Raw genomic sequence first — 24,955 nt, 5'->3', positions numbered from 1 at the left:
TTTCTACGCAAATCCTATGAGTGCCGGGCAGGTCCTGCTCGGCCGAACGGGGGATGTCCGGGCGGTCGGATACGGCAGGGCAGTACAAGGCACGGCCGCGGAGGCTGCGGACGGCCGCGCACGCCGTGGACGGCCGCGGACGGCCGCGGACGTTCGGGGACGCCTCCCTAGCTCATCACCTTGTATCCCGCGCCGTGCAGGGAACGCGCGACTTCCGCGCAGTGCTCCGGTCCCTTCGTCTCCAGCTGTAGCTCCACCTCCACCTCCGTGAGCCCCAGCCGCGGGTCCGTCCGCACGTGGCTCACGTCCAACACGTTCGCATCCACCACTGACAACACCGCCAGGAGCCCGGCCAGGGCCCCCGGCCGGTCGGCCACGCGCAGCCGCAGGGAGAGGTAGCGGCCCGCCGCCGCCATGCCGTGCCGCAGGATCCGCTGGAGCAGCAGGGGATCGACGTTGCCGCCGGACAGAACGGCCACCACCGGGCCACCGCCGTACAGTTCGGGCTCGCTGAGCAGGGCCGCGACCGTGCTGCACCCGGCCGGTTCGACCACCAGCTTGGCCCGCTCCAGGCAGAGCAGCAGGGCACTGGAAAGGGCGTCCTCGGAGACCGTGCGCACGTCGTCGACGAGCTCGCCGATGATGTGGAAGGGGACGTCCCCGGGGCGGCCGACCTTGATCCCGTCGGCCATCGTGTTCGGCTCGTCGATCGAGATCGGATGTCCGGCCTTGAGCGAGGGCGGGTAGGCGGCCGCGCCCGCCGCCTGCACCCCGATGACCCGCACGTCCGGCCGCAGCGCCTTCACGGCGACGGCGACACCGGCCGCGAGACCGCCGCCGCCGATCCCGACGAGGATGGTCCGCACCTCCGGGCACTGCTCCAGGACCTCCAGGCCGACCGTGCCCTGGCCCGCGATGATGTCGCGGTGGTCGAAGGGGTGGATGAACACCGCGCCGGTGCGGTCCGCGTACTCCTGGGCGGCCAGGAAGGTCTCGTCGACGACCTGCCCGTGCAGGCGCACGTCGGCGCCGTACTCCTGGGTCGCGGCCACCTTCGGCAGCGGCGCCCCGACCGGCATGAACACGGTCGAGCGGACCCCGAGGAGGGAGGAGGCCAGCGCCACGCCCTGCGCGTGGTTGCCCGCGCTCGCGGCGACGACACCGGCGGCCCGCTGCTCGGGGCGCAGGCCGGCGATGCGCACGTAGGCGCCGCGGAGCTTGAAGGAGCCGGTGCGCTGGAGGTTCTCGCACTTGAGGTGGACCGGGGAGCCGGTGAGTGCGGAGAGGTACCGGCTGCCCTCCATGGCGGTGACCCGCGAGACGCCGGACAGCATCTTCTGGGCCCCCCGGACGTCGTCGAGGATGACCTGGGGGACGGGCTGGGGCACGCGGTAGTTCATGCCGCCAGTCTCGCAGGGTGCAGGAGGGGCGATATCTCGCCATCCGGGACACCCGCGGGGCGGGAGCCCCAACCGGCCGTACCAGTTCTCGTACGAGGCGTACGAGCCGCCGCACGGCCGCGTACTCTGTCCCCCATCCTTGTCGGACCCACGCGAAGAGAGCCCACGGCCATGCCTTCCACCCCGGCCAATTCCGATCTGCCCGCGGCGCCGGACGCGCCCGCCGGAGCCGGTCTCCTCGACGCGCTCCAGCACCAGGTGGCGGTCTTCGCCCGTCGTGCCGAGCAGACCCGTCTGGGCGGTGTGGGCCAGGCCCGCAACTCGATGGACCGCGCCGCCTACCTGCTGCTGAACCGGCTCGACCTGGAGGGCCCGATGGGCGTGAAGGCGCTCGCCGGCGGCATGGGGATCGACTCCTCGACGGTGACCCGACAGGTCGCGCCGCTGGTCGACAGCGGTCTGGTCAAGCGGACCTCGCACCCCGAGGACGGGCGGGCCGTGGTGCTCGCGCTGTCCCCGCGGGGGCTGGCCCGGCTGGAGGAGGTCCGCTCCTCGCGGCGCGAGCTGATGGCGCGGGTGACGGAGGGCTGGAGCGAGGGCGAGCGGGAGTCCTTCACCGGTCTGCTGACGCGCTTCAACCTGTCGCTGTCGGAACTCATGGCGGCCGTGGCCGAAGCCGGTCCCGCCTCCTGAGCGGAGTCCGTCCGGCCTCTTGACCTGAGCGGCCCCGCTGCCCGCACTATGTGGACTATGCGGGTGGTTGATCAACAGGCGGGCTCCTACGCGGAGTTCGAAGCCTTCGTCGCGGGCGCGGCCGGGCGTCTCCTGCACGTCGCGCTCCTACTGACCGGTGAACCGGATTCGTCCCGGCGGCTGTTGGCGGGCGCGCTGGCCCGTACGTACGCGAACTGGCGGCGCCTGCGCGGGGACGACCCGTACGACTTCACCCGCCGGGAACTGTGCACGGCCTTCGCCCGGACTGCCTGGCGCCATCACGGTGGCGCCGGGGTGCTGGCGCGGCTGAGCCCGCCGGAGCGGCTCGTCCTCGTCCTGCGGCTCTACGAAGGGGTCGCGGAGGAGGTCGCTGCGGCGCAGCTCGGGATGCCGGTGGATCGGGTGCGGGTGCTGTGCAATCGGGCCGTGGCCGCGCTGAGGAACCGGGAGGCGGTGTGAGCGGGCTCCCCGACCGGAAGGAAGCCCAGGTCAAACGGCTCCTGGAGGGCCCGTACCCGCCGGTGCCGGCGGGGCTCGCGGCGGGGGCCGCGGCTCGGGGCGACCGGCTGTTGCGGCGGCGGCGGGCGCTGCGCGGGTTCGGCTGGGCCGTGCTCTTCGCTGCCGCGGTGGCCTTCGTGGTGTGGGCCTCCCTGACCCGCCCCTGGCTCACCCCGCCGAGCGGAGTCTCCCCACCCCTCCAGGGCTGGTAACCCCTCCCAACTCCGGCCGAACCCCTCCCGGCTGCACCGAGCCCACCCGGCTCCGCCGGACCCACCCCAGCCGCACCTGAACCCACCCGGCTCCGGCGAGGCTGGAACTGGCCCAGCCGAGGCTGAAATCGAGCCCACACAACTAACTGCGGCTCGGCGCAGCCGGAGTCGGTGCGGCAGAGCCGGAAAGGGCACGGCGGAGCCGGAATCGGTCGGCAGAGCCGGAAGCGGTGCGGCGGAGCCGGGAAAGGGCCGCCGGGCCCGGGTGGGGCCCGGCGGGGGTGGGCTAGCCCAGGGCCTGGGTCAGGTCCGCCACGAGGTCATCGGCGTTCTCGATGCCGACCGACAGGCGGATCAGGTCCGCCGGGACCTCCAGCGCCGAGCCGGCCACCGACGCGTGCGTCATGCGGCCCGGGTGCTCGATCAGGGACTCGACGCCACCCAGGGACTCGGCCAGGGTGAAGATCTTGGTGCGGCCGCAGACCGCGACCGCCTCTTCCTCGCCACCGGCGACCTGGAAGGAGATCATGCCGCCGAAGTTGCGCATCTGCTTGGCCGCGACCTCGTGCCCCGGGTGCTCGGGCAGGCCCGGGTACAGGACCTTGGTGACCTTCGGGTGGCGCTTGAGCAGCTCGACGATCTTGCCCGCGTTCTCCGCGTGCCGGTCCATGCGCACGGCCAGGGTCTTGATGCCCCGCAGCACGACCCAGGAGTCGAACGGCCCGGCCACCGCACCCATCGCGTTCTGGTGGTAGGCCAGCTCCTCGCCCAGCGCCGCGTCCGCGGCGACCAGCGCGCCGCCGACCACGTCGGAGTGCCCGCCCATGTACTTGGTCAGCGAGTGCACGACGACGTCCGCGCCCAGCGCCAGGGGCTGCTGGAGGTACGGCGAGGCGAAGGTGTTGTCCACGACCAGCTTGGCGCCGGCCGAGCGCGCAATGTCGGCGACCACGGCGATGTCGGTGATGCCGAGCAGCGGGTTGGAGGGGGTCTCGACCCAGATGACCTTCGTCTTCGGGGTGAGGGCCGCCCGTACCGACTCGGGGTCGGAGGTGTCGGCCACCGACCACTCGACGCCCCAGCGGGAGACGACCTTCGCGAAGAGGCGGAAGGTTCCGCCATAGGCGTCGTTCGGGATGACCACGTGGTCGCCCGGGGCGAGCAGCGTGCGCAGCAGGCAGTCCTCGGCGGCGAGTCCGGACGCGAAGGCGAGACCGCGACGGCCGCCCTCCAGCGCCGCGAGGTTCTCCTCCAGCGCGGTCCGGGTCGGGTTGGCGCTGCGGCTGTACTCGTAGCCGCCGCGGAGCCCTCCGACACCGTCCTGCTTGTAGGTGGAAACCTGGTAGATCGGGGGCACGACCGCGCCGGTCAGCGGGTCCGCCGTATTGCCCGCGTGGATCGCGCGGGTCTCGAAGCTCTGGTGCTCGTGGCTGTCGTCGCTCATGGTCCGATGCTATGCCCGCCCGGTACCGGGCCCCCTATTGGCCTGCTCCCCCCTCGGTCTGGTTCGCTGGAGGCATGGAGATTTTGTGGTTGGTGTTCGGGACGCTCGTGATCGTGCTCGTTCTCAGTCCGTACCTACGGCGCCGGCACGATGGCATCCGCCTGGTCTCGCCGAGCAGCCCCGACGCCGCCGACCCGGCGAACTACGGATTCGACCGGGAGGAAGAGCTGGACATCCGCATCCCCGGGCCCGACCAGGACCTGATGGCCGCCCTCGACAACGTGCGCCGCACCGGCGGGTGGCAGGCGGCCTCGCAGCTGCTCGCCGGGACCCCGCAGGAGGGCGAGCGGCGCTGGCAGCGCGTGCAGGCCTTCGGCGGGGCCGCGGCCCTCGAGTTGATGGCGCAGCCCGGGACGGGCGCGCAGTGGCTGAGGGCGTGGCGGCAGGAGGCGGAGGAGGACCCGGGCGGCGCGCAGGTGCACGCGGAGCTGCTGGTGCAGCAGGCGTGGCGGCACTCGGGCGGGGTCGGCTCGGCGGACCACCGGATCATCCTGGAGGAGGCCCGGGAAGCGTGCCGCAAGGCCGCGCTGCTGGCCCCGGGGGACCCGGTCCCGTACATCACGGAGCTGGCGATCGCGCGCGGACTGGCCTACCCGGAGGCGGAGTTCGACGAGCTGTGGGCGAAGGTCATCGACCGGGCCCCGAACCACATGGGCGCCCATCTCGCGGCGCTGCACTACTGGGGTGCGCAGTGGCACGGCTCGCGGGAGCAGGCCGACGCCTTCGCGCACGCGGCCGCGGCGCGCGCCCCGCAGGGATCGCTGCTGGCGGCCCTGCCGATGTTCGCGCTGCGCGAGAACCAGCCGGACATCGTGCTGAGCCCGAGCTTCTACCGGGGCGCGGTCGCCACGCGGGCGGTGGAGGGCGCGCTGTACGCGGTGCACACGGCGCGGCAGGACGACCCGATGGTGGCGCACGTGCGGCACATGCTGCTGATGTTCCTGGTCTGCATGGAGCGGTGGGCGGAGGCCATGGAGCAGGTGCGGCACGTGGACGGGTACGTGGGCGCGCTGCCGTGGTCGGAGGCGGCGAACCCGGCCGCCTCGTACGCGGTGTACCGGGCGATGGCGGTGGCGGGGTACGAGGCGAACGGCGGGTCGCCGGCGACGCTGGCGCAGTAGCGTCCGGCCGGGTCGCGGAGTGCCCCGCCGCGCCCCCACCCCACGGGATGGGCCGAAGCTTCGGCCAATAAAGTTGCCGTAAGTAATCACAGGCCGCATGATGCGGCGGTGGCGGCCTTCTGCCCCGCCACCTGCTTCAGCACCATCTTCATCCCGTGGGGGGATCTGTCCATATGGGCGCTTCACTGCGCGCCTTGCGCGCTCTCGTCCTGCTCGCAGGCTTCTACCTGCTCGGCGTGTTCCTGTTGGCCGCCCTCGGCGGCATCGACTACGCCGTCGTCACCACGCTGCACGGCCCGATCGCGGGCAAGCTGCTGCTGGTCTCCGTCGTCCTCGCCATCCCGATCGTGCGCGGCCTGTTCATGCTGCGCACGCCCAAGAGCGAGCCCCTGGCCGGTATCACGGTCAGCGAGGCGCAGGAGCCCGAACTGTGGGCGGTCGTGCGCGACATCGCACAGCAGGTCGGCACCCGCGCTCCCGACGAGATCGTGCTGATCGACGAGGTGAACGCGGCCGTCGAAGAGGACGCCAAGCTGCTGGGCCTGCTGCCCGGCACCCGCCGCCTCTACATCGGCCTGCCGCTGATGACGGGCCTGGACGAGATGCAGCTGCGCGCGGTGCTCGCCCACGAGATGGGCCACTACGCCAACTTCGATACGCGCCTGACCCCGCTGATCGCCCGCGGCCGCGGCCAGCTGATCCGCACCATCGGCTACTTCCACGACCGCGCCGACAAGAAGGTGGCCAAGGAGCGCGCGAAGCAGGAGCGCAAGGACGAGAAGCGGATCGCCAAGGGCAAGAAGGCCAAGGGCGTCGACACCACGGGCGAGGGTGCGATGTACCGCGCCATGGCCAAGATCTACATCGCGTACGGCAACTTCTACATGCGCGCCACCCTCTCCACCTCCCGCCGCCAGGAGCTCGCCGCCGACCTCGCCTCGGTCCGGGTCGCCGGCCGCGACTCGGCCGCGTCCGCGCTGCGCGAGCTGAACGCCCTCGGCTCGGCGCACGACTTCTACATGGGCTCCTACGCCACCCTCGGCGTGGGCGCCGGCCTGCTGCCCCAGCCGGGCGAGGTCTTCGGCGGCCTGCGCCGGCTCCTGGCCGCGCGCTCGGGCGACCTGGACGAGCTGCGCGAGGAACTGTCGACCGAGCCCGCCTCCCCCTACGACTCCCACCCTGCGCTCGCCGAGCGCGTGGCCCGCATCGAGGCCCTGCCCGACGACGGCCGCGGCGGTCAGGCCACCCGGCCGGCCCTGGAGCTGCTGGCCGACGCCGACGCGTCGCTGGCCGCGCTGGAGCCGGTCGTCCTCACCCCGGAGGCGCTCGCGCTCAAGCGGGTCGACTGGGAGGACCTCGTCCACGAGTCCATGACCAAGTACGTCGGCGAGGGCGCGCAGGACATCCGCGAGGCCTTCGTCGCCGAGGGCGCCGGCCCCGGGCTCGACGCCGTGCTCGACGCGTTCGACGCCGACCCGGCGGTGCGCTGGCGCATCGCCGACCGTTTCCCGAAGTCCGAGGAGGCGGCGGCCGCCACCGGCCGCACGGCCCGCGAGTTCGCCCGCCCCGTCGTCCGGCGCGCGCTGAACCAGCTGGTCACCGTCGAGCTGACGGCCCGCGGCACCGCCCGCTGGCAGCTGTCCTGGTCCGACTCGGCCTCGCTGAGCTACCCGGCCGACGGCTTCCAGGACCGCCTGGGCGCTGCCCTGGACGCGGCCGTCGCCGACCTCCCCGACACCGAATCCCTGCGAAAGCTGGTGCTTGCCCCGTGATCGGCCTCTACATCCTGGGCGCCATTCTGCTGTTCGGCGCGTTCAAGGTGCTGCGCGGCGTCTACTACATCCGCAAGGCGAAGCGGCTGGAGGCGGAGATCGCCCTCATCGAGGGCCGGACCGAGGCCATGAACTCCGAGACGGCCGCCATCAAGGCGGAGCGGAAGTCGGAGCAGGCCGCGGCGGTCGTCGCGCTGGGCTTCGTGCCGGAGGACCAGCTCGACACGGACAACGCGCTGCCGGTGTCGCCCGAGCAGACCGCCGCCGTCGCCGCCGTCAAGGCCGGCGACTGGGAAGCGGCCGCGGCCTACATCGAGGCGGCCGGGCAGGACTGGGAGGAGCGCTGGCAGCGCGTGCGCCCCCTGTCCGAGCTCGCCGCCGAGGACGACGCCTGGCTGCTGGCCTGGCGCGCGGCCAGGCCGTCGGACCCGTCCGCGGCACTGGTGAACGCGGACACGGGCGTCATCGTCGCGTGGAACGTGCGGGGCTCCGCGCGGGCCAGCCACACCACCCAGGAGCAGTTCCGGATCTTCCGCGAGCTGCTGCTCAAGGCGCAGGAGCAGGCGCGGGAGGCCCAACGACTGGCGGACCCCGCGGACCCGGTTCCGTACATGGTGGAGCAGTCCATCAGCCAGGGCCTGGGCTACGCGCACGAGGAGTACCAGCAGCTGTGGTCGCAGATCACGAAGCGTGACCCGAAGAACCTGTCGGCCCACACGAACGCCATGCAGTACTGGAGCCAGAAGTGGCGCGGCTCGCACGAGATGGCGCTCGCCTTCGCCCGCGAGTGCGCGGCCGGGGCCGAGCCGGGTGAGCTGCTGTCCGTGCTGCCGCTCATCGCCTACATCGAGCAGGAACTGCACGAGTCGGACCTCAAGCCGGAGACCTTCTTCAAGGAGCCGGAGGTCATCGCGGCGGTCGATGCCGCCCTCGTCGACCTGGCGGCGGCCGATCCCGAGGACTGGCGGTCGATCCGGCTGCGCCACCCGCTCGCGTGGTTCCTGTTCTGGCAGGACCGGGACGCGGAGGCGGTCGAGCAGTTCCGCCACATCGACGGACACATCGGGGCGATGCCCTGGTACTACTGGCCGAAGTCCCGCTACGTGCACGCGCGGGACTGGGCGGTGCGCGTGGTCACGCCGGGTCTGGAGCCGTAACGGCGGAGGAGGGCGGGTCGGGGAATCCCGGCCCGCCCTCCGCACGTTGTCACTCCCACAAGGAGGGAATCCATGTTCTCGTACCGCCGTACGCCCGAGCTCCCCACCCGCGAGGAGGCCCTGACGGGCCGCGCGGAGCCGCTGTTCGCCGTGCCCGACCGGCACACCGTGCTGGGCAACCCGCTGTCCGGCCCCTACCCCGCGCACCTGGAAGTCGCCGATTTCGGTCTGGGCTGTTTCTGGGGTGCGGAGCGCAAGTTCTGGCAGACCCCCGGGGTGTGGACCACGCTGGCCGGCTACCAGGGCGGCTTCACCGAGAATCCGACCTACGAGGAGGTCTGCTCGGGGCTGACCGGCCACACCGAGGTGGTCCGCATTGTCTTCGACCCGTCGCAGGTCTCCTACGCCGCGCTGCTGAAGCTGTTCTGGGAGTCCCACGACCCCACCCAGGGCTTCCGCCAGGGCAACGACGTCGGCACCCAGTACCGCTCGGCGGTCTACACCCACTCCCCCGACCAGCAGGCCACGGCGGAGGCCTCCCGCACGGCCTACCAGCAGGTCCTGGCCTCCTCGGGCTACGGCCCGATCACCACGGCGGTGCTGCCGGCGGCGGAGCGCCCCTTCTGGCCCGCGGAGGCGCACCACCAGCAGTACCTGGACAAGAACCCGGGCGGCTACTGCGGCATCGGCGGCACGGGCGTGTCCTGCCCGATCGGTGTGGCCGGGGCCCCGGGGGCGTGACCGCCCCCGTCGTCGATCCCGCGCACGAGGGGCTGACCCGTCTGTGGCAGCAGCACAGGCCTCCCGGCCCGCTGCTGCCGCACGAACTGAAGACGGTATACCGCCACCGGTGGGTGCGTTCCACAGCCTGCCGGAGTCGAAGCGCTACCCGGACGGCGAGGCGGAGTACGCGGTGCTCCTGGACCGGTACAACACGGTCCTGGACGAGCTCTTCGCGGGCGACGACGTGTACGTGGTGACCACGGGTTGGTCCGAGGTGTCCGAACACGCCGAACGCCCGGACACGACGGTGGAGCGGCGCGCCCTCCACCCGGAGGGCACGCTCTGGACCACCGTGGACGACACCTCCGACCCGGACCCGGACTTCCACCTGCGCTGGTACTTCTACGCCGACCGCCGCCGCTGGCAGCGGGGCTGCCTCGACCGGCTGCTGCGCGCGGTGGCCGACGACACCCTGTCGGGCGCCTTGGTCACGGACCCCGGGCTCACCCGGATGTACCACCCGTACGACGGCGGCGCCGATGTCGTCCTCCCCACGACGCAGGAGCGGGACCGGATGCGCGAGCGGTACGCCGGCTGGCTGTCCGCGCATCCCCGGGGGTACTGAGGCCGGCCGGGGCGGGTCGGACGACCGTCACGTACGGGCGGGCCCAGGAGGTGCGGTCGTAGGAGGAGCGGGCGTTCGCGTCCTCGACCAGCAGGTGGAAGGGGCGGACGCCGGCCACGTCGAGGTCGATGGCGGTGGGGCCGGTGGCCCCGGTCAGGGGGGCGCCGGCCGGCGCCTGGAGGCCGTGCACGCGGCATGAAGAACGTGTGACGCCCGCCGCCGACCGCCGGTCCTGCCCCGGGGTCAGATCGTCGACGCGTCGATCACGAAGCGGTAGCGCACGTCGCTCGCCAGCACCCGCTCGTAGGCCTCGTTGATCTGCCCGGCGGCGATCAGTTCGATCTCCGCGCCCAGTCCGTGCTCGGCGCAGAAGTCCAGCATCTCCTGGGTCTCGGCGATCCCGCCGATCATCGATCCGGCGAGGGTCTTGCGGCCGCCGATGACGGAGAAGAGGTTGAGCGCGACGGGCTCCTCCGGGGCGCCGACGTTCACCAGCGCGCCGTCGACCTTCAGCAGACCCAGGTAGGCGTCCAGGCCGAGCGGCGCGGAGACGGTGGACAGGATCAGGTCGAAGCGGCCGGCCAGTTCCTCGAAGGTGGCCTCGTCCCCGGTGGCGTAGAAGTGGGAGGCGCCCAGCTTCAGGCCGTCCTCCTTCTTGCGCAGGGTCTGCGACAGGACGGTGACCTCCGCGCCGAGCGCGTGCGCGATCTTCACACCGATGTGGCCGAGGCCGCCGAGGCCGACGACCGCGACCTGCTTGCCGGGGCCCGCCTGCCAGTGCTTGAGCGGGGAGTAGAGGGTGATGCCGGCGCACAGCAGCGGGGCGGCGACGTCGAGGGCGAGGCCGTCGGGGATCCGGACGGTGTACTTCTCGTCGACGACGAGGTGGGTGGAGTAGCCGCCGTACGTGGGCTCGCCGCCCCGGTCGAGGGCGTTGTAGGTGCCGGTCATGCCCTCGGTGCAGTACTGCTCCTGACCGCGCAGGCAGTACGCGCAGGTGCGGCAGGAGTCGACGAAGCAGCCGACGCCCACCCGGTCCCCGACGGCGAACCGGGTGACGGCCGGGCCGACTTCGGAGACGACACCGGCGATCTCGTGGCCGGGGACCATCGGGTAGATGCCCTCGCCCCAGCCGTCGCGCACCTGGTGGATGTCGGAGTGGCAGATGCCGGAGTACTTGATGTCGATGAGGACGTCGTGCGCGCCGACGGCACGGCGCGTGATGGTGGTGCGTTCCAGCGGGGCCTTGGCTGCGGGGGCGGCGTACGCGGCGACCTCCGTGCCCTGGGTGGCGTGCGTGGCGTGCATGGCGTGCGTGCCCTGGGTGGCCTGGGTGACGGACATGGGGGTGCTCCTCGAACGGGGTCGTGCCTCTGCGGTGGTCCCCACGCTGCCGGTCCGTCCGGCGGGCAGCCATCCCCCTGTCCTGCCTACGACCGGCGAACCTACCCCTGGCGGGGTCAGGCTCACGACTGCACCGCGGCGCGCCGCCCGGGGATACTTGCGGGATGGACCAGCTTGATCAGCGAGCCTGCCTCGGCGAGTTCCTCCGCTCCCGCCGTGCGCGGCTGCGCCCCGAGGACGTGGGCCTGCCCGACCACGGGCGCCGCCGGCGCGTGCCCGGGCTGCGCCGGGAGGAGCTGGCGCAGCTGGCGGGGGTGTCGGTCGCGTACTACACGCGGCTGGAACAGCGCGACGGGCACAACGTGTCGGTGGAGGTCCTGGACGCGCTCGCGCGGGCCCTGCGCCTCGACGGGAGCGAGCGGGCGCACCTGATGGACCTGGCGCGGCCGAAGGCGCACCGGCGCCGCCACAGCCGGCGCCCGCAGCAGGTGCGGCCGGAGCTGCGCACGCTGATGGACGCGATGTGCGGCGTACCGGCGTACCTGGTGGGGCACCGGCAGGACGTCATCGGCTGGAACCGGCTGGCGGCCGCGGTCTTCGGGGACTTCGGGGCGCTGCCGGCCGCCGAGCGGAACCTCGTGCGCCTGGTGTTCCTGGACCCGGCGACGGCGGAGCTGTACGGGGAGTGGGAGTGCCGGGCGTGCGAGGTGGTGAGCAACCTGCGGATGTACGCGGGCCAGCACCCGGACGACGAGCAGCTGTCGGCGCTGGTCGGGGAGTTGTCGGTGAAGAACGAGGAGTTCCGGCGACTGTGGGCGGCGCACACGGTGGCGGAAAAGACGCACGGGGAGAAGGTGCTGCGGCACCCGCTCGTGGGTGAGCTGCGACTGTCCTTCGAGACGCTGAAGCTCCCGGACGACCCGGCGCAGTCGCTGGTCACCTTCCACGCCGCCCCCGGCTCCCCGTCGGCGGACGCCCTGCGTCTGCTGGCGTCGTGGTCGGCCCCGTCGGCCCCGTCGGCCGTGCCGCCGGCCGCGCAGGCGCCCGGGCAGAAGCCCGGACAGGCACCCGCGCGCTCGGCGTGACCGGCGGCCGGGTCGACGCGGCCGGTGCCCCGGATCCGGCTACAGCTTGATCTGGAAGATGCCCGCCTCCCGCCCCCGCCGGTAGCCGATGGACTCGTTCACCGCCCGCATGTGGGTGTTCGCGTCGGCCACCGTCGTGGCGATGTGGCGCAGCTCCGGGTGGCGTGCGGCGGCTTCGGCCGCCATGCGCAGTTTCACGGCCCGGCCGAGGCCGTGGCCGCGGTGGCCGGGGACGACCACCGTGTCGTACTGGAGGGCGCGCGGGCCGGAGGGGTCCGGCAGGACGAGTTCGGTGTACGCCGCCACCTCGCCGGTGTCGGTCACGGCTGCGACCGTGATCAGCTCCCCGCCCCGGTCGACGATCACCTGCTGCACGGCGTGCAGCCACTGCGCCGTCCAGACCGGGATCCGCTCGTCCATCTCTCCGCTCGGCGCGTCCTCCATCGCCTCGTGGGCCGCGGCGGCGGCCGGCGCCCAGGCGTCGGGGACCAGTCCGCGCCAGGTCAGGAGCTCGTACCCGGGGGTGGCCGGGACCTGCACGGCCCCGTCGGCGGGGAGTTCCTGTTCGTACCAGGCCATCGGCAGGACGTTCTCGAACCCCAGCGACTGCGCGAACTCCTGACCCGGGCCGCCCAGGTCCACCAGGGTGGCGACCGAGGTCCGGCCCTGCGCGAGCAGTTCCTCGCGGACCCGCTCCCACAGGGCGGTGCCCACGCCCCGGCGCCGCTCCTGCGGCCGTACGGTCAGCACGTCCAGGAACGCGGTGTGCGTGTTGCCCTCGTCCGTGAACAGGACCAGGGCCGCTACGCCCGCGCCCCCGTCCGTCGCCCAGAGCACGGGCCGGCCGCGCGCCGGCCTGACGCACAGCCGCCCGGCGACCTCCCTGCGGGACGGTACGGGCTGCTGCGGCAGATCGGCGGCCCCGGCGTCGGTCAGGACCGCCAGCCAGGCGTCGATCGCGGCGTCGGACGGAGGAAGGTCGAGGGAGTGGATCATCATGTCGCCGACACTAGACGCGCCCCGGGCCCGTCACTGAGCGGTTTTCGGCCAGCGTGACGCGTCGAAAACGAACGGCGGGGACCCCGTGGGGGGTCCCCGCCGTTCGGCGTGCGCGGTGCTGGAGGTCAGGCGGCCGAGCCGGCCTTCCACTCCGCCCAGCCCATGTTCCAGCCGTTGAGGCCGTTCTCGGGCTTGATGGTCTTGTCCGGGGAGTTGATCACCTCGACCACGTCGCCGATGAGCGAGTTGTCGTAGAACCAGGCGGCGGGCTGGTTCGGGTCGCCCGCGCCCTTGACGTCGTTCAGGCCGACGCAGCCGTGACTGGTGTTCGCGCTGCCGAAGATCGAGTCGGCGCCCCAGTAGTTGCCGTGGAGGAAGGTGCCGGACTGGGACAGGCGCATGGCGTGCGGAACGTCCTTGATGTCGTACTCGCCCTTGCCCTCACTGTCCTTGAAGCCGACGGTGGAGCCGTCCATCCGGGTCTCCTTGAACTTCTCGGAGATCACCATCTGACCGTTGTAGGTCGGGGTCTCCGGGGAGCCCGCCGAGATCGGGATGGTCTTGATGACCGCGCCGTCCCGGGTGACCGTCATCTTCTTGCTCTTCACGTCGACCTGGGAGGTCTGGCTGCGGCCGATCTTGAAGGTGACGGTCTTGTTCTGCACGCCCTGGACGCCGGGAGCGCCCTGGACGCCCTCCAGCGCCAGCTTCATCGTGACGGTGGAGTTCGCCTGCCAGTACTTCTCCGGGCGGAAGTCCAGGCGCTGCGCGCCGAACCAGTGACCCACGACTTCCTGGCCGCTGCTGGAGCTGACCGAGATCGCCGCCTGGACGGCCTTCTTGTCCTGGATCGGCTTGTTGAAGGTGATCGAGACCGGCATGCCCACGCCGACGGTCTGGCCCTCGTCCGGGATGAACGAGCCGACGAAGCTGTTCTCCGGGGAGATGGTGGTGAAGGAGGCGTTCTCGTGCGCCTCGCGGCCGTCCGCGTCCTTGGCGGTCGCCGCCAGGGCGTACTTCGTGGAGCGCTTCAGCGCGGCGTCCGGCTTCCAGCTCTTGCCGTCGGCGGCGATCTTGCCGGCCACGGCCGTGCCCTCGCTGGTCTTCAGCTCGACCAGGGTGAGGGTGCCGTCGGCGACGGCCACGTTGGCCGCGTCGTTGAGGCCGACGTTCGTGGCCCCGTCCTTCGGCGTGATGGTTATTTTGGCCTTGGAGGTGTCCTTGGCGGCCGCGGCGTCGACATCCGCCTGGGCCTTGCTCGCCTCGGAGCCCTTCGGCTTCGCGTCGTCCCCGCCGCCGCACGCCGTGAGCATCAGTACCCCACCGAGCACGGCGGATATGGCCACCAGGGACCTGCTCCGCCGCATACTGTCCGTCCTCACACGCCACTCCATCGTTGCCGGATCCCCCGGAGGCTGGCCGTCCCCGGGGTGGGCCGGGCAGGGGGCGCACCCCCTGCCTGGTCATGACAACGCGTTAACGGCGCCGGCCGGTTCCACATTCCGTTCGGATGTGGTCCACCACACGGTCAGGCGTTGTCGGGTTCCTCGTCGAAGTCCCCATCTTCCTCGTCCAGGTCCCACTCCATGGACTCGGGGTCGTATTCGACGGGCTCGCTGCTCCAGGAGGCCTGGGCGAGCTCCACCCCGGGGATGTCCACGACCAGGTCAGTGGGGTCGACGAGGTAGGCGAGGGCCTCCGACTCGTCCTCGCGGACGGCGGACTCGGCGTGGCCGCGCTCCTCGTCCGGCATGAACTCGTCGGCCTTGATGTGCGCGAGCGCGGCTCCGGTGAGTGCCTGCACGTCGGGCACCTCGAGCACCAAATCCACCCGAAGTCGTACGTAACGTGATGTCTCAGAAGAGTTCATACGACGGAGAGTAAGCCCGCGGAAGCCCCGACTTTCCCACGACCCGCCCCTTTCCGTAGCATCACCGCACACGGCCAATTCGCTGCTGCCACAAGGGGGATCGCACCGTGTCCGCACGCCGACCGCTGCTCACCGCTCTCGGAGCGACCACCCTCCTCGCCGCCCTGTGGTTCGTACCATCGGCGGGCGCCACCTCGGCCGATGTCGAGGAGAGCCGTTCCGGCGTGCCCACGGGCGCGAACGCCGCCCAGACGGCCACCGACCCGACCGGCGCCGCCGACTCCGGTTCCGCTTCCGACGCCCCCGGGACGGTCACCGGAACGGCCGCCGGACCGGCCTCGCGACCGCAGCCCCTGCTCGCCGCCACCGGGTCCGTGGACACCACCCCCTACCTCCTGGGCGGCACCCTGTTCCTCGGCGTCGGGGCCGGCTTCGTGGCCTTCTCGGTCCGCCGCTCGCACGCCCTGTAGACACGGCGAAGGGCCGCCCCGGGACCTGGTCCCGGGGCGGCCCTTCGCCGCGCGTGCGATCTGCCGTCAGGCGAGCGGACCCGTCACCGGCTCCACCGCGGCCAGGAGGCCTCCCGTACGGACGAACTCGTCGGCGGCGGCCAGGTCGGGGGCGAGGAAACGATCCGGCCCGGGGCCCTGCACGCCCGCCGCGCGGGCGCCCGCGATCGCGGCCTGGCTGGCCGGGGCCGGGGTCAGCCCGTGGCGCAGCTCGATGGCGCGGGTGGCGGCGTAGAGCTCGATGGCGATGATCCGCGTCAGGTTGTCGACGGCGGTACGGAGCTTGCGCGCGGCCGACCAGCCCATCGAGACGTGGTCCTCCTGCATGGCGGAGGAGGGGATCGAGTCGGCCGAGGCCGGCACCGCGAGCCGCTTCATCTCGCTGACCAGGGCGGCCTGCGTGTACTGGGCGATCATCAGACCGGAGTCCACGCCGGCGTCGTCCGCGAGGAACGGCGGCAGGCCGTGCGAGCGGTTCTTGTCGAGCAGCCGGTCGGTGCGGCGCTCGGCGATGGAACCGAGGTCGGCGGCCGCGATGGCGAGGAAGTCCAGCACATAGGCGACAGGGGCCCCGTGGAAGTTGCCGTTGGACTCCACGCGCCCGTCGGGCAGCACCACCGGGTTGTCGACGGCGGCGGCCAGCTCGCGGGAGGCCACCAGGGCGGCGTGCGCCATGGTGTCGCGGCCGGCGCCGGCGACCTGCGGGGCGCAGCGCACGGAGTAGGCGTCCTGCACGCGCGGGGCGGTCTCCTCCTGGTAGTGGCGGACGAGCCCGGAGCCCTTCAGGACGGCGGCCATGTTCGCGGCGGAGGCGCCCTGCCCCGGGTGCGGGCGGATGGCGTGCAGCTCGGGCTGGAGCACCTTCTCCGTGCCGAGCAGCGCCTCCAGGGTGAGGGCGGCGGTGATGTCGGCGGAGGTGTAGAGCCTGCCGAGGTCGGCGAGGGCCATGATCAGCATGCCGAGCATGCCGTCGGTGCCGTTGAGGAGGGCGAGGCCCTCCTTCTCGCGGAGCACGACCGGCTCGATGCCGGCTTCGGCGAGCAGCTCACCGGCGGGGCGGACGGTGCCGTCCGGGCCCTCGGCGTCACCCTCGCCCATGAGGGCGAGCGCGCAGTGGGACAGCGGGGCGAGGTCGCCGGAGCAGCCCAGGGAGCCGTACTCGTGGACGACGGGGGTGATCCCGGCGTTGAGCACGTCGGCCATGGTCTGCGCGACGGAGGGACGCACGCCGGTGTGACCGGAGGCGACGGTCTTGAGGCGGAGGAACATCAGCGCGCGGACGACCTCCCGCTCGACGCGCGGGCCCATGCCGGCGGCGTGCGAGCGGACGATGTTGCGCTGGAGCTGGGCACGCAGCTCGGGGCTGATGTGCCGGGAGGCGAGCGCACCGAACCCGGTGGACACGCCGTAGACGGGCTCGGGCTTGGCGGCAAGGGCGTCGACGATCTCGCGGGCCCGGGCCAGTGCGCCCAGCGCCTCCGCGGAGAGCTCGACGCGTGCGTTGCCGCGGGCTACGGCGATGACGTCCTCGGCGGTGGTCCCGGACGTCCCCACCACGACAGTGTGCATATCCATATTCAGCACCCTACGGATTGAATCGCTTCATGTCACTAGGCGAAGTTGTCACGATCGCGACGCGGGTGGGCCCCTTACCCATCGGTACCGCGAGCCGCTGGTCACTGACGGCCCCGGAAGCGGCGCCGCTCTCCGGGAGCCTCCTCTGCGGCGGCGTCCGCGAGCCGGACCACCGCGGTGTCCCGGCCCGCCACGACGGGCTTCGGCGAGCGCGCGGCCTTCGCCTTGTACTGGGCGGCGTCCGCGAGCCGGAAGAGCCGCCGGGAGGACTTCACCAGCCCGATCGGGTCCCCGGTGGAGGCCACGCCGCAGGCCACCCCTTCGCCCAGCTCCAGCTCGGCCGCCCGGGTGCACACCTCCTCGGTGACGCGCACGATCTCGTCCGCCGTCGGGCCGACCCCGACCAGGCAGAACTCGTCGCCGCCGAGGCGGGCCACCAGCGATCCGGGCAGCATCGCCCCGCACAGGCTCAGGACCGACCCGAACCGCTCCAGGAGCCGGTCCCCCATGGCGTGGCCGAGGGTGTCGTTGACCGACTTGAGCCCGTTCAGGTCGCAGACGACGAGGCTGACGACCACCCCGGTCCGCCGGTGCTCCTCCAGGGCCTCGTCGAGCCGCATGTCGACCGCCCGCCGGTTCGCGAGCCCGGTCAGCGGGTCGGTGAAGGCGAGCCGCCGGGCCTCCTCCAGCCGTTCGTTCTGCGCGAGCCCGGCCGCGACCACGGCGGCGAGCACGGTGGCGAAGTCGGCGTCGTCCTCGTCGAAGTCGGGCAGCCCCTCGTCCCGGGCGACGTACAGCTCGCCCCAGGCGCGGCCGCTGAGCACGATGGGCGCGACCACACAGGTTCCCCGGCCGCGTCGGCGCAGGGCTTCCCCGCGCCGCCCCGGCCGGTCGCCGACGGCGCTCTCGACCCAGGCGTGCGGGCCGCCGCCGCCCACCCAGAGCTCGTGCAGGAACTCGGTGATCTCGGGGAAGTCGTGCACGGGGTAGGACTCGTCCTCGGGGAACTCCTCCTCGCCCGCCCGCCGCTCGCCCTCGTTCACGAGCACCCGCAGGCACCCCCGCTCGCGCTCCCACGCGGAGATCGCGGCGAACGAGCCGTCCAGCGCCACGCGCGCGCCACGCGCGGCCGCCCGCACGCTGTCCCGCGGCGCGCAGGCCGCGGCCATCGCCTGAGCGAGTCCCACAACGGCTCGTAGCCGCCCGTCAACTCCCATCACCCCAGGCTAGGGACTTTTGTCAGATTTTGGAGACAATTGGCACGACTTTCGGTACCGCTGCCCCTCACCAAGCGTGATCGGGGCGCCGGGACGCGGGCGGCATCCGAACGCCGCCCGGTACCGCCCGGGCGCCGCCCCTGCGACTACTCCCCCGGCCAGTTCGGCTTGCGCTTCTCGTTGAACGCCGCGACGCCCTCCACCCGGTCGCCCGAGAACGCCACGGTCCGCCAGGCCGCGTCCTCGATCTCCAGACCGGCCTCCAGGTCCATCCCGTGCCCCAGCCGCAGCGCCCGCTTGGCCGCCCGCAGACCCACCGGGGAGTTCGCCGCCATCCGGGACGCCAGCGCCAGCGCCTGCGCCGTGTCCTGGCCGGCCGGGACCAACGAGTCCACCAGTCCCAGGGACAGCGCCTCGGCCGCCTCCACCCGGCGCGCCGTGAAGATCAGCTCCGCGGCCCGTGCCGCACCCACCCGGCGCGGCAGCAGCTGCGTGCCCCCGCCGCCGGGGATCACGCCGACCGAAACCTCGGGCAGGCCCACCACCGCGGTCTCGTCGGCGACGATCACGTCGCAGGCCAGGGCCAGCTCGAAGCCGCCGCCCAGGGCGAACCCGTGCACCGCCGCCACCGTGGGCATCGGCAGCGCCAGCACGCCCCCGTACGCCCCCCGCGTGGTCGGCCGCTGCCGGACCAGCTCGGCGTCCGAGAAGGAGTTCCGCTCCTTGAGGTCCGCGCCGACGCAGAAGGCCCGCTCGGACGTCGAGGAGAGCACGACCACGCGCACGGACCGGTCGGCGGCCAGCTCGGCACAGGCCGCCCCGAGGGCGCGGGCCATCGCGGTCGACACCGCGTTCATCGCCTTGGGGCGGTCCAGGGCCAGCTCCGCGACCCCGCCCTCGTGGCGGCGCACCGCCACGAACTCCGACTCGAATGCGGACTCGGACGCCATAGGAACCCTCCCGGTTAACGAACGTTACCGGGGGATCTTAGGCTTCCGGCGCGTCAGCGACCAGGGCTCCACGACGCCGAGGCCGCGCACCGGCCGCTGCCACATCGGCTGGAGCGCGAACCGGTAGGACGCACCCTCCTCGGGCGCCGTCTCGGCCTCCTTCTCCGACACCGGGGCGGCCCCGGTCCGGGAGAGCTCCTCGGCCATCGCCCCGTCCACCAGCACCGCGTCCTTGGGGGCTATGGACGTCAGCCGGCTGGCCAGGTTCACGGTGGTCCCGAAGACATCGCCCATCCGGGTGGTCACCGTGCCGAAGGCGATCCCGACCCGCAGCTCGGGCATCTGCGCGTCGAGCTCCATCGTCTCGATCAGCCGCAGCGCGATCTCCGCCGCCGTCGCCGCGTCGTCGGCGCAGTACAGCACCTCGTCGCCGAGGGTCTTGATCAGCCGGCCGCCGTACGCGGCCACCAGGTCCGCCGCGGTCGTCTCGAAGGACTCGACCAGCTCGCCGAGCTCCTCCTCCTCCAGCCGCCGGGTCAGGCGCGTGAAGCCCACCAGGTCGGCGAAGCCCACCGCGAGCCGCCGGTCGACCATCTCGTCGTCGTCGGCCACCTGCACCACGCGCCCGGTCGCAGCAGCCAGCTGGCGCCGCCACACGTAGACGAGGAACTCCTCCAGCTCGGGCAGCAGCAGCTCGACCAGGGGGTACGTGACCTCCGTACGGGTCATGCCCGGCTCCGGCGGCTCCGTCAGCCCCTCCAGGAACGAGTCGATCTGCCACTCCGCCAACCGGGCGGTGGTCTGCCCGGTGGACCGCGCCACCTGCACGGCCATCGGCTCGGACAGCAGCCCGGCCTCCACCAGGCCGGCGAGCCGGCGCAGGGCCAGCACGTCGGCCTCGGTCAGCGCCCGGGCCTGCCCGATGTCGGCGAAGCCCATGGCCCGCCAGAAGCGCGAAGCCAGCTCCATGGACACGCCCGCGCTCCGGGCGGCCTGGAACGGGGTGTACCGGCGCTCGGCACCGAGGATCAGCTGCTCCAGCCGGATGGCGAGCGGATCCGCCGTCGGCTGGACCGTGTGGTCGACCTCGTGGTGCGGCGTGTGCTGGTCACGGCCGATCGGGGTGCCCGGGCCGGAAGCGGAGCCGCCACCGGCGGACGCGCTGGACGTAGGGTCGTCGACGGTCAAGGGCCGCCTCCTGTCCATTCCGTGCGCACTGCCCTGCGAACCGGTTGATCACCACGAGCACCGGGATCGCCTAAACCATACGGCAGGTGTGCCGTAGCTCACTCCCCCTCCCCACTTCCGGCCCGCCCGCGACCTGGGTGCGGGGTCCGGGGCGGCGGCCCCGGTACGGCGCCGCACCCGGCACCCGCTCCCCTGTCAGTGCACGGAACGCAGGTGGATGACGTCACCCGCGCCCACCGTCTCGTGCCGGTCCTCGGCCGTACGGATCACCAGGCGGCCATCGGTGTCCACCGCTTCGGCCGTTCCGGTGAGGGTGCGCCCGCCGGGCAGTTCCGCGCGGACGTGCCGGCCGAGGGTCGCGCAGCCCGCCGCGTAGGTCTCCTGGAGGCCGCTGGCCGCGGGGTCGCCACCGGCCGCGCGCCACCTGCCGTACCACTCCTCCAGCGACCGCAGGACGGTCCGCAGCAGCGGGTCCCGGTCGGTCACGGAGGCCTTGGCCAGCGCCAGCGACCCCGCGGTCGGCACCGGCAGCTCGTCCTCGGTGAGGGTGACGTTGAGCCCGATCCCGAGGACCACGCCGTCCTCGACCCGCTCGGCGAGGATCCCGCCGGTCTTGCGCTCCTCGCCGTCCACGGTGACCAGCAGGTCGTTGGGCCATTTGAGGGCGGTGTCCACGCCGGCCGCCCGGGACAGCCCGGTCGCGGTGGCCACACCCGCCAGCAGGGTCAGCCACCCCCACCGCTCCTGCGGCACCGCGTCGCCCGGCTTGAGCAGGACGGAGAAGAACAGGCCCGACCGCGCGGGCGCCACCCAGCTCCGGTCCAGCCGCCCGCGCCCGGCACTCTGCTCCTCGGCGACGAGCACGGCTCCCTCGGGCAGCTGCGCCGCCCGGGTGGCAAGGTCGGTATTGGTGGACCCGGTACTGGCGACGACCTCCACGGAGGTCCACAGCCCGTCCCCGGTGACGAGGGCCCTCTGAAGGGCGGCGGCATTGAGGGGCGGCCGGTCCAGGCTCGACCAGCGACCGGAGGAAGCTCCTGCTGAGGCATCTGATGGCGTCATGCAACCCAATGTAGGTGTGTCAAACGCCGCACTGCCGAGCGCCATGCCCGCCGATACGCTACGCACCAGTAGCCAGCAGTAGTCAATCAATTGACCAGGCAGTTGACACCATGCAGGGAGCCGCGACCCCGATGTCACATCCGTCAGAGCCGATCGACATGCACACCACCGCGGGCAAGATCGCGGATCTGCAGCGCCGCATCGACGAAGCCACCCACGCCGGTTCCGCGCGTGCCGTGGAGAAGCAGCACGCCAAGGGCAAGCTGACGGCGCGTGAGCGGGTTGCCCTACTGCTGGACGAGGGATCCTTCGTCGAGCTCGACGAGTTCGCCCGGCACCGTTCCACCAACTTCGGGCTGGAGAAGACCCGGCCCTACGGCGACGGCGTCGTCACCGGCTACGGCACGGTGGACGGCCGCCCGGTGGCCGTGTTCTCGCAGGACTTCACCGTCTTCGGCGGGGCCCTCGGCGAGACCTACGGCCAGAAGATCATGAAGGTCATGGACTTCGCGCTGAAGACCGGATGCCCCCTCGTCGGCATCAACGACTCCGGCGGTGCCCGCATCCAGGAGGGCGTCAGCGCGCTGGGCATGTACGGCGAGATCTTCCGCCGCAACGTCCACGCCTCCGGCGTGATCCCGCAGATCAGCCTGATCGTCGGGCCCTGCGCGGGCGGCGCCGTGTACTCCCCCGCGATCACCGACTTCACGGTCATGGTCGACCAGACCTCGCACATGTTCATCACCGGCCCGGACGTCATCAAGACGGTCACCGGCGAGGACGTCGGCTTCGAGGAGCTGGGCGGGGCGCGCACGCACAACAGCACGTCCGGCGTCGCGCACCACATGGCGGGCGACGAGAAGGACGCCATCGAGTACGTGAAGTCACTGCTCGCGTACCTGCCGTCGAACAACCTCTCCGAGCCGCCCTCCTTCCCGGAGGAGGCGGACACCGAGGTCTCCGACGCCGACCGCGAGCTCGACGTACTGATCCCGGACAGCGCCAACCAGCCGTACGACATGCACACCGTGATCGAGCACGTGCTCGACGACGCGGAGTTCCTGGAGACGCAGGCGCTCTTCGCGCCGAACATCCTGACCGGCTTCGGCCGGGTCGAGGGCCACCCGGTGGGCATCGTCGCCAACCAGCCGATGCAGTTCGCCGGCTGCCTGGACATCGACGCCTCCGAGAAGGCGGCGCGGTTCGTGCGGACCTGCGACGCCTTCAACGTCCCGGTGCTGACCTTCGTGGACGTCCCGGGCTTCCTTCCGGGCACCGACCAGGAGTACAACGGAATCATCCGGCGCGGCGCGAAGCTGATCTACGCGTACGCCGAGGCCACCGTTCCGCTGATCACCGTCATCACCCGCAAGGCCTTCGGCGGTGCGTACGACGTCATGGGCTCCAAGCACCTCGGCGCGGACCTGAACCTGGCCTGGCCGACCGCGCAGATCGCCGTCATGGGGGCGCAGGGCGCCGTGAACATCCTGCACCGCCGCACGATCGCGGAAGCCGCTCCCGAGGAGGTGGAGGAGACCCGGGCCCGGCTCATCGCCGAGTACGAGGACGCGCTGCTCAACCCGTACACGGCGGCCGAGCGCGGGTACATCGACGCGGTGACCATGCCGTCCGAGACCCGGGCGCACGTGGTGAAGGGGCTGCGGCAGCTGCGTACCAAGCGGGAGTCCCTGCCCCCGAAGAAGCACGGCAACATCCCGCTCTAGCCCCTCCAGGAGGACTCTGTGGTGATCAAGGTCGTCAAGGGCAACCCGACCCCGGAGGAGCTGGCCGCCGCACTGGCGGTGGTCCAAGCGCGCGCGGCGGTGCTGGCCATGGCCCCGTCGGGCGCTCCGCAGGTCGCGGACGAGTGGTCGGCGCCGGCCCGGGTGGCCCGGCGGCGGGTTCCGCATCCGGGGCCGCGGGCCTGGGGGCGTACGTACTGGCCCGCGTAGCCCGATCGATATGAACGGACGGTGGCGCCTGAGTACCCGTACTCAGGCGCCACCGCCGTTCCCGCGCCAGGATCGGGACATGCTCTGGTCCGACCCGAAGAACGAGCCGCCCAAGGACATGCGCGACGCGCAGGCGATGATCCGGCGGCTGACCCTGGTGCTCGCCCTCGCCATGCTCGTGGTGGTGTACGTCCTGGGCGTGGGCCACTTCTAGGCCGTCCGGGGGTCCTGGCCGCGCCTACGATGGCCTCCATGACTGCGACACCTGAGCCCCGGACGACCGGGCGCAAGCTCGTCCTCGCCTCCGCTTCCCCCGCCCGGCTGAACCTGCTGCGGCAGGCCGGGCTCGCCCCGCACGTGATCGTCAGCGGTTTCGACGAGGACACCCTGAACCACGACGAGCCGGCCGCCCTGGCGCTGGCCCTGGCCGAGGCGAAGGCCGCCGTCGTGGCGGGGCTGGACGAGGCCGCGGGCGCCCTGGTGATCGGCTGCGACTCGGTGCTGGAGCTGGACGGCGAGGCCCTGGGCAAGCCTGCGGACGCCGAGGAGGCCACCGCGCGCTGGAAGTCGATGCGCGGACGGGCGGGCGTGCTGCGCACCGGGCACTGCGTGATCGACACGGCGGACGGCCGTCAGGTCTCGGCCACGGCGTCGACGACGGTCCGGTTCGGTGAGCCCACGGACGCGGAGGTGGCGGCGTACGTGGCGAGCGGGGAACCCCTCCACGTGGCCGGGGCGTTCACCCTGGACGGGCTGTCGGCGCCGTTCATCGACGGCATCGACGGGGACCACAGCAACGTCATCGGGCTGTCGTTGCCGCTGCTGCGTTCCCTGCTGGGCGAACTGGACGTGTCCATCACGGACTTGTGGGCTTGAGCTCCCCGAACGGCGGCGGTGGCGGTGGCGGCAGCAGCGGCGGGGCGTCCCCGCCCGCACCGCCCTCGCCGCTGCCGTTCCCGCCGGGTCGGGCGGGCCGGGCGGCGTAGGACGTCAGGGTCAGTACGAGCAGACACAGGATCAGCATCATCGTCGCGAAGGCGGCCCAGCCGACCAGGGCGACGCAGAGGATGCCGAGCACCCCGTGGGCGACGGCGCCGCTGATGAGCACGACGCGGCCGAAGCGGCCCGGGGAGCGGTCGCGGAGCGCGGCGGTGGCGGCGAGCACGGCGCACAGGACGAGGAAGGCGCCCATGCCCGCCCCCATGACATAAGTCGCCTTGGACATGACATCCGGATCGCTGCCCGCGATCGACATCGACTGGTTCGCCGTGGTCCGGCCCAGCACGATGTGGACGAGCACGAGCACCGCCGCTTCCACGACGAGCACGATCGCGGCCAGTCCGGCCACGAGTCTTCGCAGCACGACGCCCCACCCCCCACGTGTCACAAGCCCGTTCGACGCCCTGGAGGCTACTAACGGGTAGCCCGGCGGGCAAGGGATCCGCACACCCGGCTTGCGGACGCCCCCGCCCCACGGC

26 protein-coding genes are annotated in these 24,955 nt (G+C 72.5%); 14 read left to right on the top strand and 12 right to left on the bottom strand.

All coding sequences use genetic code 11. The annotated features are described in order from the left end of the window. Positions 1-167 precede the first annotated feature (167 nt). Entirely contained in the window at positions 168-1,400 is a 1,233-nt protein-coding gene (ilvA, locus tag OG594_RS27820) for a threonine ammonia-lyase (RefSeq protein ID WP_266604289.1), read from the bottom strand. Positions 1,401-1,571: 171 nt separating this feature from the next. On the opposite strand from ilvA, the gene OG594_RS27815 reads away from it, so the two are divergent. From OG594_RS27815 to OG594_RS27805, 3 genes are all read left to right on the top strand, one after another. Further along, entirely contained in the window at positions 1,572-2,093 is a 522-nt protein-coding gene (locus OG594_RS27815) for a MarR family winged helix-turn-helix transcriptional regulator (RefSeq protein WP_030009956.1), read from the top strand. 63 nt (positions 2,094-2,156) lie between these two features. Continuing rightward, positions 2,157-2,573 (top strand): sigma factor-like helix-turn-helix DNA-binding protein, encoded by a 417-nt coding sequence (locus OG594_RS27810; protein ID WP_266604285.1) that lies wholly within the window; start codon positions 2,157-2,159, stop codon positions 2,571-2,573. Next, entirely contained in the window at positions 2,570-2,824 is a 255-nt protein-coding gene (locus OG594_RS27805; RefSeq protein WP_266604283.1) for a hypothetical protein, read from the top strand. The genes OG594_RS27810 and OG594_RS27805 overlap by 4 nt, the downstream gene beginning before the upstream one ends. 286 nt (positions 2,825-3,110) lie before the next feature. Here OG594_RS27805 and OG594_RS27800 read toward each other — a convergent pair whose 3' ends face one another. Then, on the bottom strand, positions 3,111-4,268 hold the full coding sequence (locus tag OG594_RS27800; protein ID WP_189733055.1) for a cystathionine gamma-synthase: 1,158 nt from the start codon (positions 4,266-4,268) through the stop codon (positions 3,111-3,113). Between the two features lie 74 nt (positions 4,269-4,342). On the opposite strand from OG594_RS27800, the gene OG594_RS27795 reads away from it, so the two are divergent. The 5 genes from OG594_RS27795 to OG594_RS27775 all read left to right on the top strand — a co-directional run bounded on the left by OG594_RS27795 (position 4,343) and on the right by OG594_RS27775 (position 9,726). Beyond that, a complete protein-coding gene (locus tag OG594_RS27795; RefSeq protein ID WP_266604279.1) occupies positions 4,343-5,449 on the top strand; it encodes a hypothetical protein in 1,107 nt (368 codons plus the stop codon). Between the two features lie 173 nt (positions 5,450-5,622). Beyond that, complete coding sequence (locus OG594_RS27790; protein ID WP_266604277.1) at positions 5,623-7,221, top strand: M48 family metallopeptidase; 1,599 nt, start codon at positions 5,623-5,625, stop codon at positions 7,219-7,221. After that, positions 7,218-8,378, top strand: coding sequence for a hypothetical protein (locus OG594_RS27785; protein ID WP_266604275.1), 1,161 nt, complete (start codon positions 7,218-7,220; stop codon positions 8,376-8,378). Before OG594_RS27790 ends, OG594_RS27785 begins: the two co-directional genes overlap by 4 nt. Positions 8,379-8,450: 72 nt before the next feature. Continuing rightward, complete coding sequence (gene msrA / locus OG594_RS27780; RefSeq protein ID WP_266604273.1) at positions 8,451-9,119, top strand: peptide-methionine (S)-S-oxide reductase MsrA; 669 nt, start codon at positions 8,451-8,453, stop codon at positions 9,117-9,119. A 109-nt stretch (positions 9,120-9,228) separates the two neighbouring features. After that, positions 9,229-9,726: a hypothetical protein gene (locus tag OG594_RS27775; RefSeq protein ID WP_266604271.1), complete on the top strand. Its 498-nt coding sequence runs from the start codon at positions 9,229-9,231 to the stop codon at positions 9,724-9,726. 243 nt (positions 9,727-9,969) lie between these two features. Here OG594_RS27775 and OG594_RS27770 read toward each other — a convergent pair whose 3' ends face one another. Then, positions 9,970-11,034: an NAD(P)-dependent alcohol dehydrogenase gene (locus OG594_RS27770; protein WP_266606600.1), complete on the bottom strand. Its 1,065-nt coding sequence runs from the start codon at positions 11,032-11,034 to the stop codon at positions 9,970-9,972. Positions 11,035-11,234: 200 nt separating this feature from the next. Between OG594_RS27770 and OG594_RS27765 the strand changes: the two genes are divergently transcribed. Next, on the top strand, positions 11,235-12,155 hold the full coding sequence (locus tag OG594_RS27765) for a helix-turn-helix transcriptional regulator (protein ID WP_266604269.1): 921 nt from the start codon (positions 11,235-11,237) through the stop codon (positions 12,153-12,155). A 39-nt stretch (positions 12,156-12,194) separates the two neighbouring features. Here the strand turns inward: OG594_RS27765 and OG594_RS27760 are convergent, their stop codons facing one another. The 3 genes from OG594_RS27760 to OG594_RS27750 all read right to left on the bottom strand — a co-directional run bounded on the left by OG594_RS27760 (position 12,195) and on the right by OG594_RS27750 (position 14,976). After that, a complete protein-coding gene (locus OG594_RS27760) occupies positions 12,195-13,154 on the bottom strand; it encodes a GNAT family N-acetyltransferase (protein ID WP_266604267.1) in 960 nt (319 codons plus the stop codon). Between the two features lie 125 nt (positions 13,155-13,279). After that, positions 13,280-14,548 carry an Ig-like domain-containing protein gene (locus OG594_RS27755; protein ID WP_266604265.1) on the bottom strand — a complete coding sequence of 423 codons (1,269 nt, stop codon included), beginning with the start codon at positions 14,546-14,548 and terminating at the stop codon, positions 13,280-13,282. A 134-nt stretch (positions 14,549-14,682) separates the two neighbouring features. Then, entirely contained in the window at positions 14,683-14,976 is a 294-nt protein-coding gene (locus OG594_RS27750) for a hypothetical protein (protein WP_030012477.1), read from the bottom strand. Positions 14,977-15,131: 155 nt separating this feature from the next. Between OG594_RS27750 and OG594_RS27745 the strand changes: the two genes are divergently transcribed. Further along, on the top strand, positions 15,132-15,494 hold the full coding sequence (locus tag OG594_RS27745; protein WP_266604261.1) for a hypothetical protein: 363 nt from the start codon (positions 15,132-15,134) through the stop codon (positions 15,492-15,494). 66 nt (positions 15,495-15,560) lie between these two features. On the opposite strand, the gene hutH is transcribed toward OG594_RS27745, so the two are convergent. The 5 genes from hutH to OG594_RS27720 all read right to left on the bottom strand — a co-directional run bounded on the left by hutH (position 15,561) and on the right by OG594_RS27720 (position 21,525). Beyond that, the gene (gene hutH, locus OG594_RS27740; protein WP_266606599.1) at positions 15,561-17,102 is read right to left on the bottom strand and encodes a histidine ammonia-lyase; all 1,542 of its coding nucleotides are present in this window, start codon (positions 17,100-17,102) and stop codon (positions 15,561-15,563) included. 107 nt (positions 17,103-17,209) lie between these two features. Further along, positions 17,210-18,325, bottom strand: a complete 1,116-nt coding sequence (locus tag OG594_RS27735; RefSeq protein WP_266604259.1) for a GGDEF domain-containing protein — start codon at positions 18,323-18,325, stop codon at positions 17,210-17,212. Between the two features lie 146 nt (positions 18,326-18,471). Then, positions 18,472-19,275, bottom strand: a complete 804-nt coding sequence (locus OG594_RS27730; protein WP_266604257.1) for an enoyl-CoA hydratase/isomerase family protein — start codon at positions 19,273-19,275, stop codon at positions 18,472-18,474. Positions 19,276-19,299: 24 nt separating this feature from the next. Then, entirely contained in the window at positions 19,300-20,463 is a 1,164-nt protein-coding gene (locus OG594_RS27725; protein ID WP_266604256.1) for an adenylate/guanylate cyclase domain-containing protein, read from the bottom strand. 195 nt (positions 20,464-20,658) lie between these two features. Continuing rightward, on the bottom strand, positions 20,659-21,525 hold the full coding sequence (locus tag OG594_RS27720) for a biotin--[acetyl-CoA-carboxylase] ligase (RefSeq protein ID WP_266604254.1): 867 nt from the start codon (positions 21,523-21,525) through the stop codon (positions 20,659-20,661). Positions 21,526-21,656: 131 nt separating this feature from the next. Between OG594_RS27720 and OG594_RS27715 the strand changes: the two genes are divergently transcribed. From OG594_RS27715 to OG594_RS27700, 4 genes are all read left to right on the top strand, one after another. Then, positions 21,657-23,249, top strand: coding sequence for an acyl-CoA carboxylase subunit beta (locus tag OG594_RS27715; RefSeq protein ID WP_266604252.1), 1,593 nt, complete (start codon positions 21,657-21,659; stop codon positions 23,247-23,249). Between the two features lie 21 nt (positions 23,250-23,270). Then, positions 23,271-23,477 (top strand): acyl-CoA carboxylase epsilon subunit, encoded by a 207-nt coding sequence (locus tag OG594_RS27710; protein ID WP_266606598.1) that lies wholly within the window; start codon positions 23,271-23,273, stop codon positions 23,475-23,477. Between the two features lie 79 nt (positions 23,478-23,556). After that, positions 23,557-23,691 carry a morphogenic membrane protein MmpB gene (gene mmpB, locus OG594_RS27705; RefSeq protein ID WP_263411711.1) on the top strand — a complete coding sequence of 45 codons (135 nt, stop codon included), beginning with the start codon at positions 23,557-23,559 and terminating at the stop codon, positions 23,689-23,691. A 38-nt stretch (positions 23,692-23,729) separates the two neighbouring features. After that, positions 23,730-24,353 carry a nucleoside triphosphate pyrophosphatase gene (locus OG594_RS27700; RefSeq protein WP_266604247.1) on the top strand — a complete coding sequence of 208 codons (624 nt, stop codon included), beginning with the start codon at positions 23,730-23,732 and terminating at the stop codon, positions 24,351-24,353. Here the strand turns inward: OG594_RS27700 and OG594_RS27695 are convergent. Continuing rightward, on the bottom strand, positions 24,334-24,840 hold the full coding sequence (locus OG594_RS27695; RefSeq protein WP_266604245.1) for a hypothetical protein: 507 nt from the start codon (positions 24,838-24,840) through the stop codon (positions 24,334-24,336). The two genes, OG594_RS27700 and OG594_RS27695, sit on opposite strands and share 20 nt — an antisense overlap. Positions 24,841-24,955 lie beyond the last annotated feature (115 nt).

This window comes from Streptomyces sp. NBC_01214, assembly GCF_026340975.1.
Lineage (GTDB): Bacteria > Actinomycetota > Actinomycetes > Streptomycetales > Streptomycetaceae > Streptomyces.
Note: the sequence above shows the minus strand (reverse complement) of the source record. Positions and strands in the feature narration are given on the sequence as shown.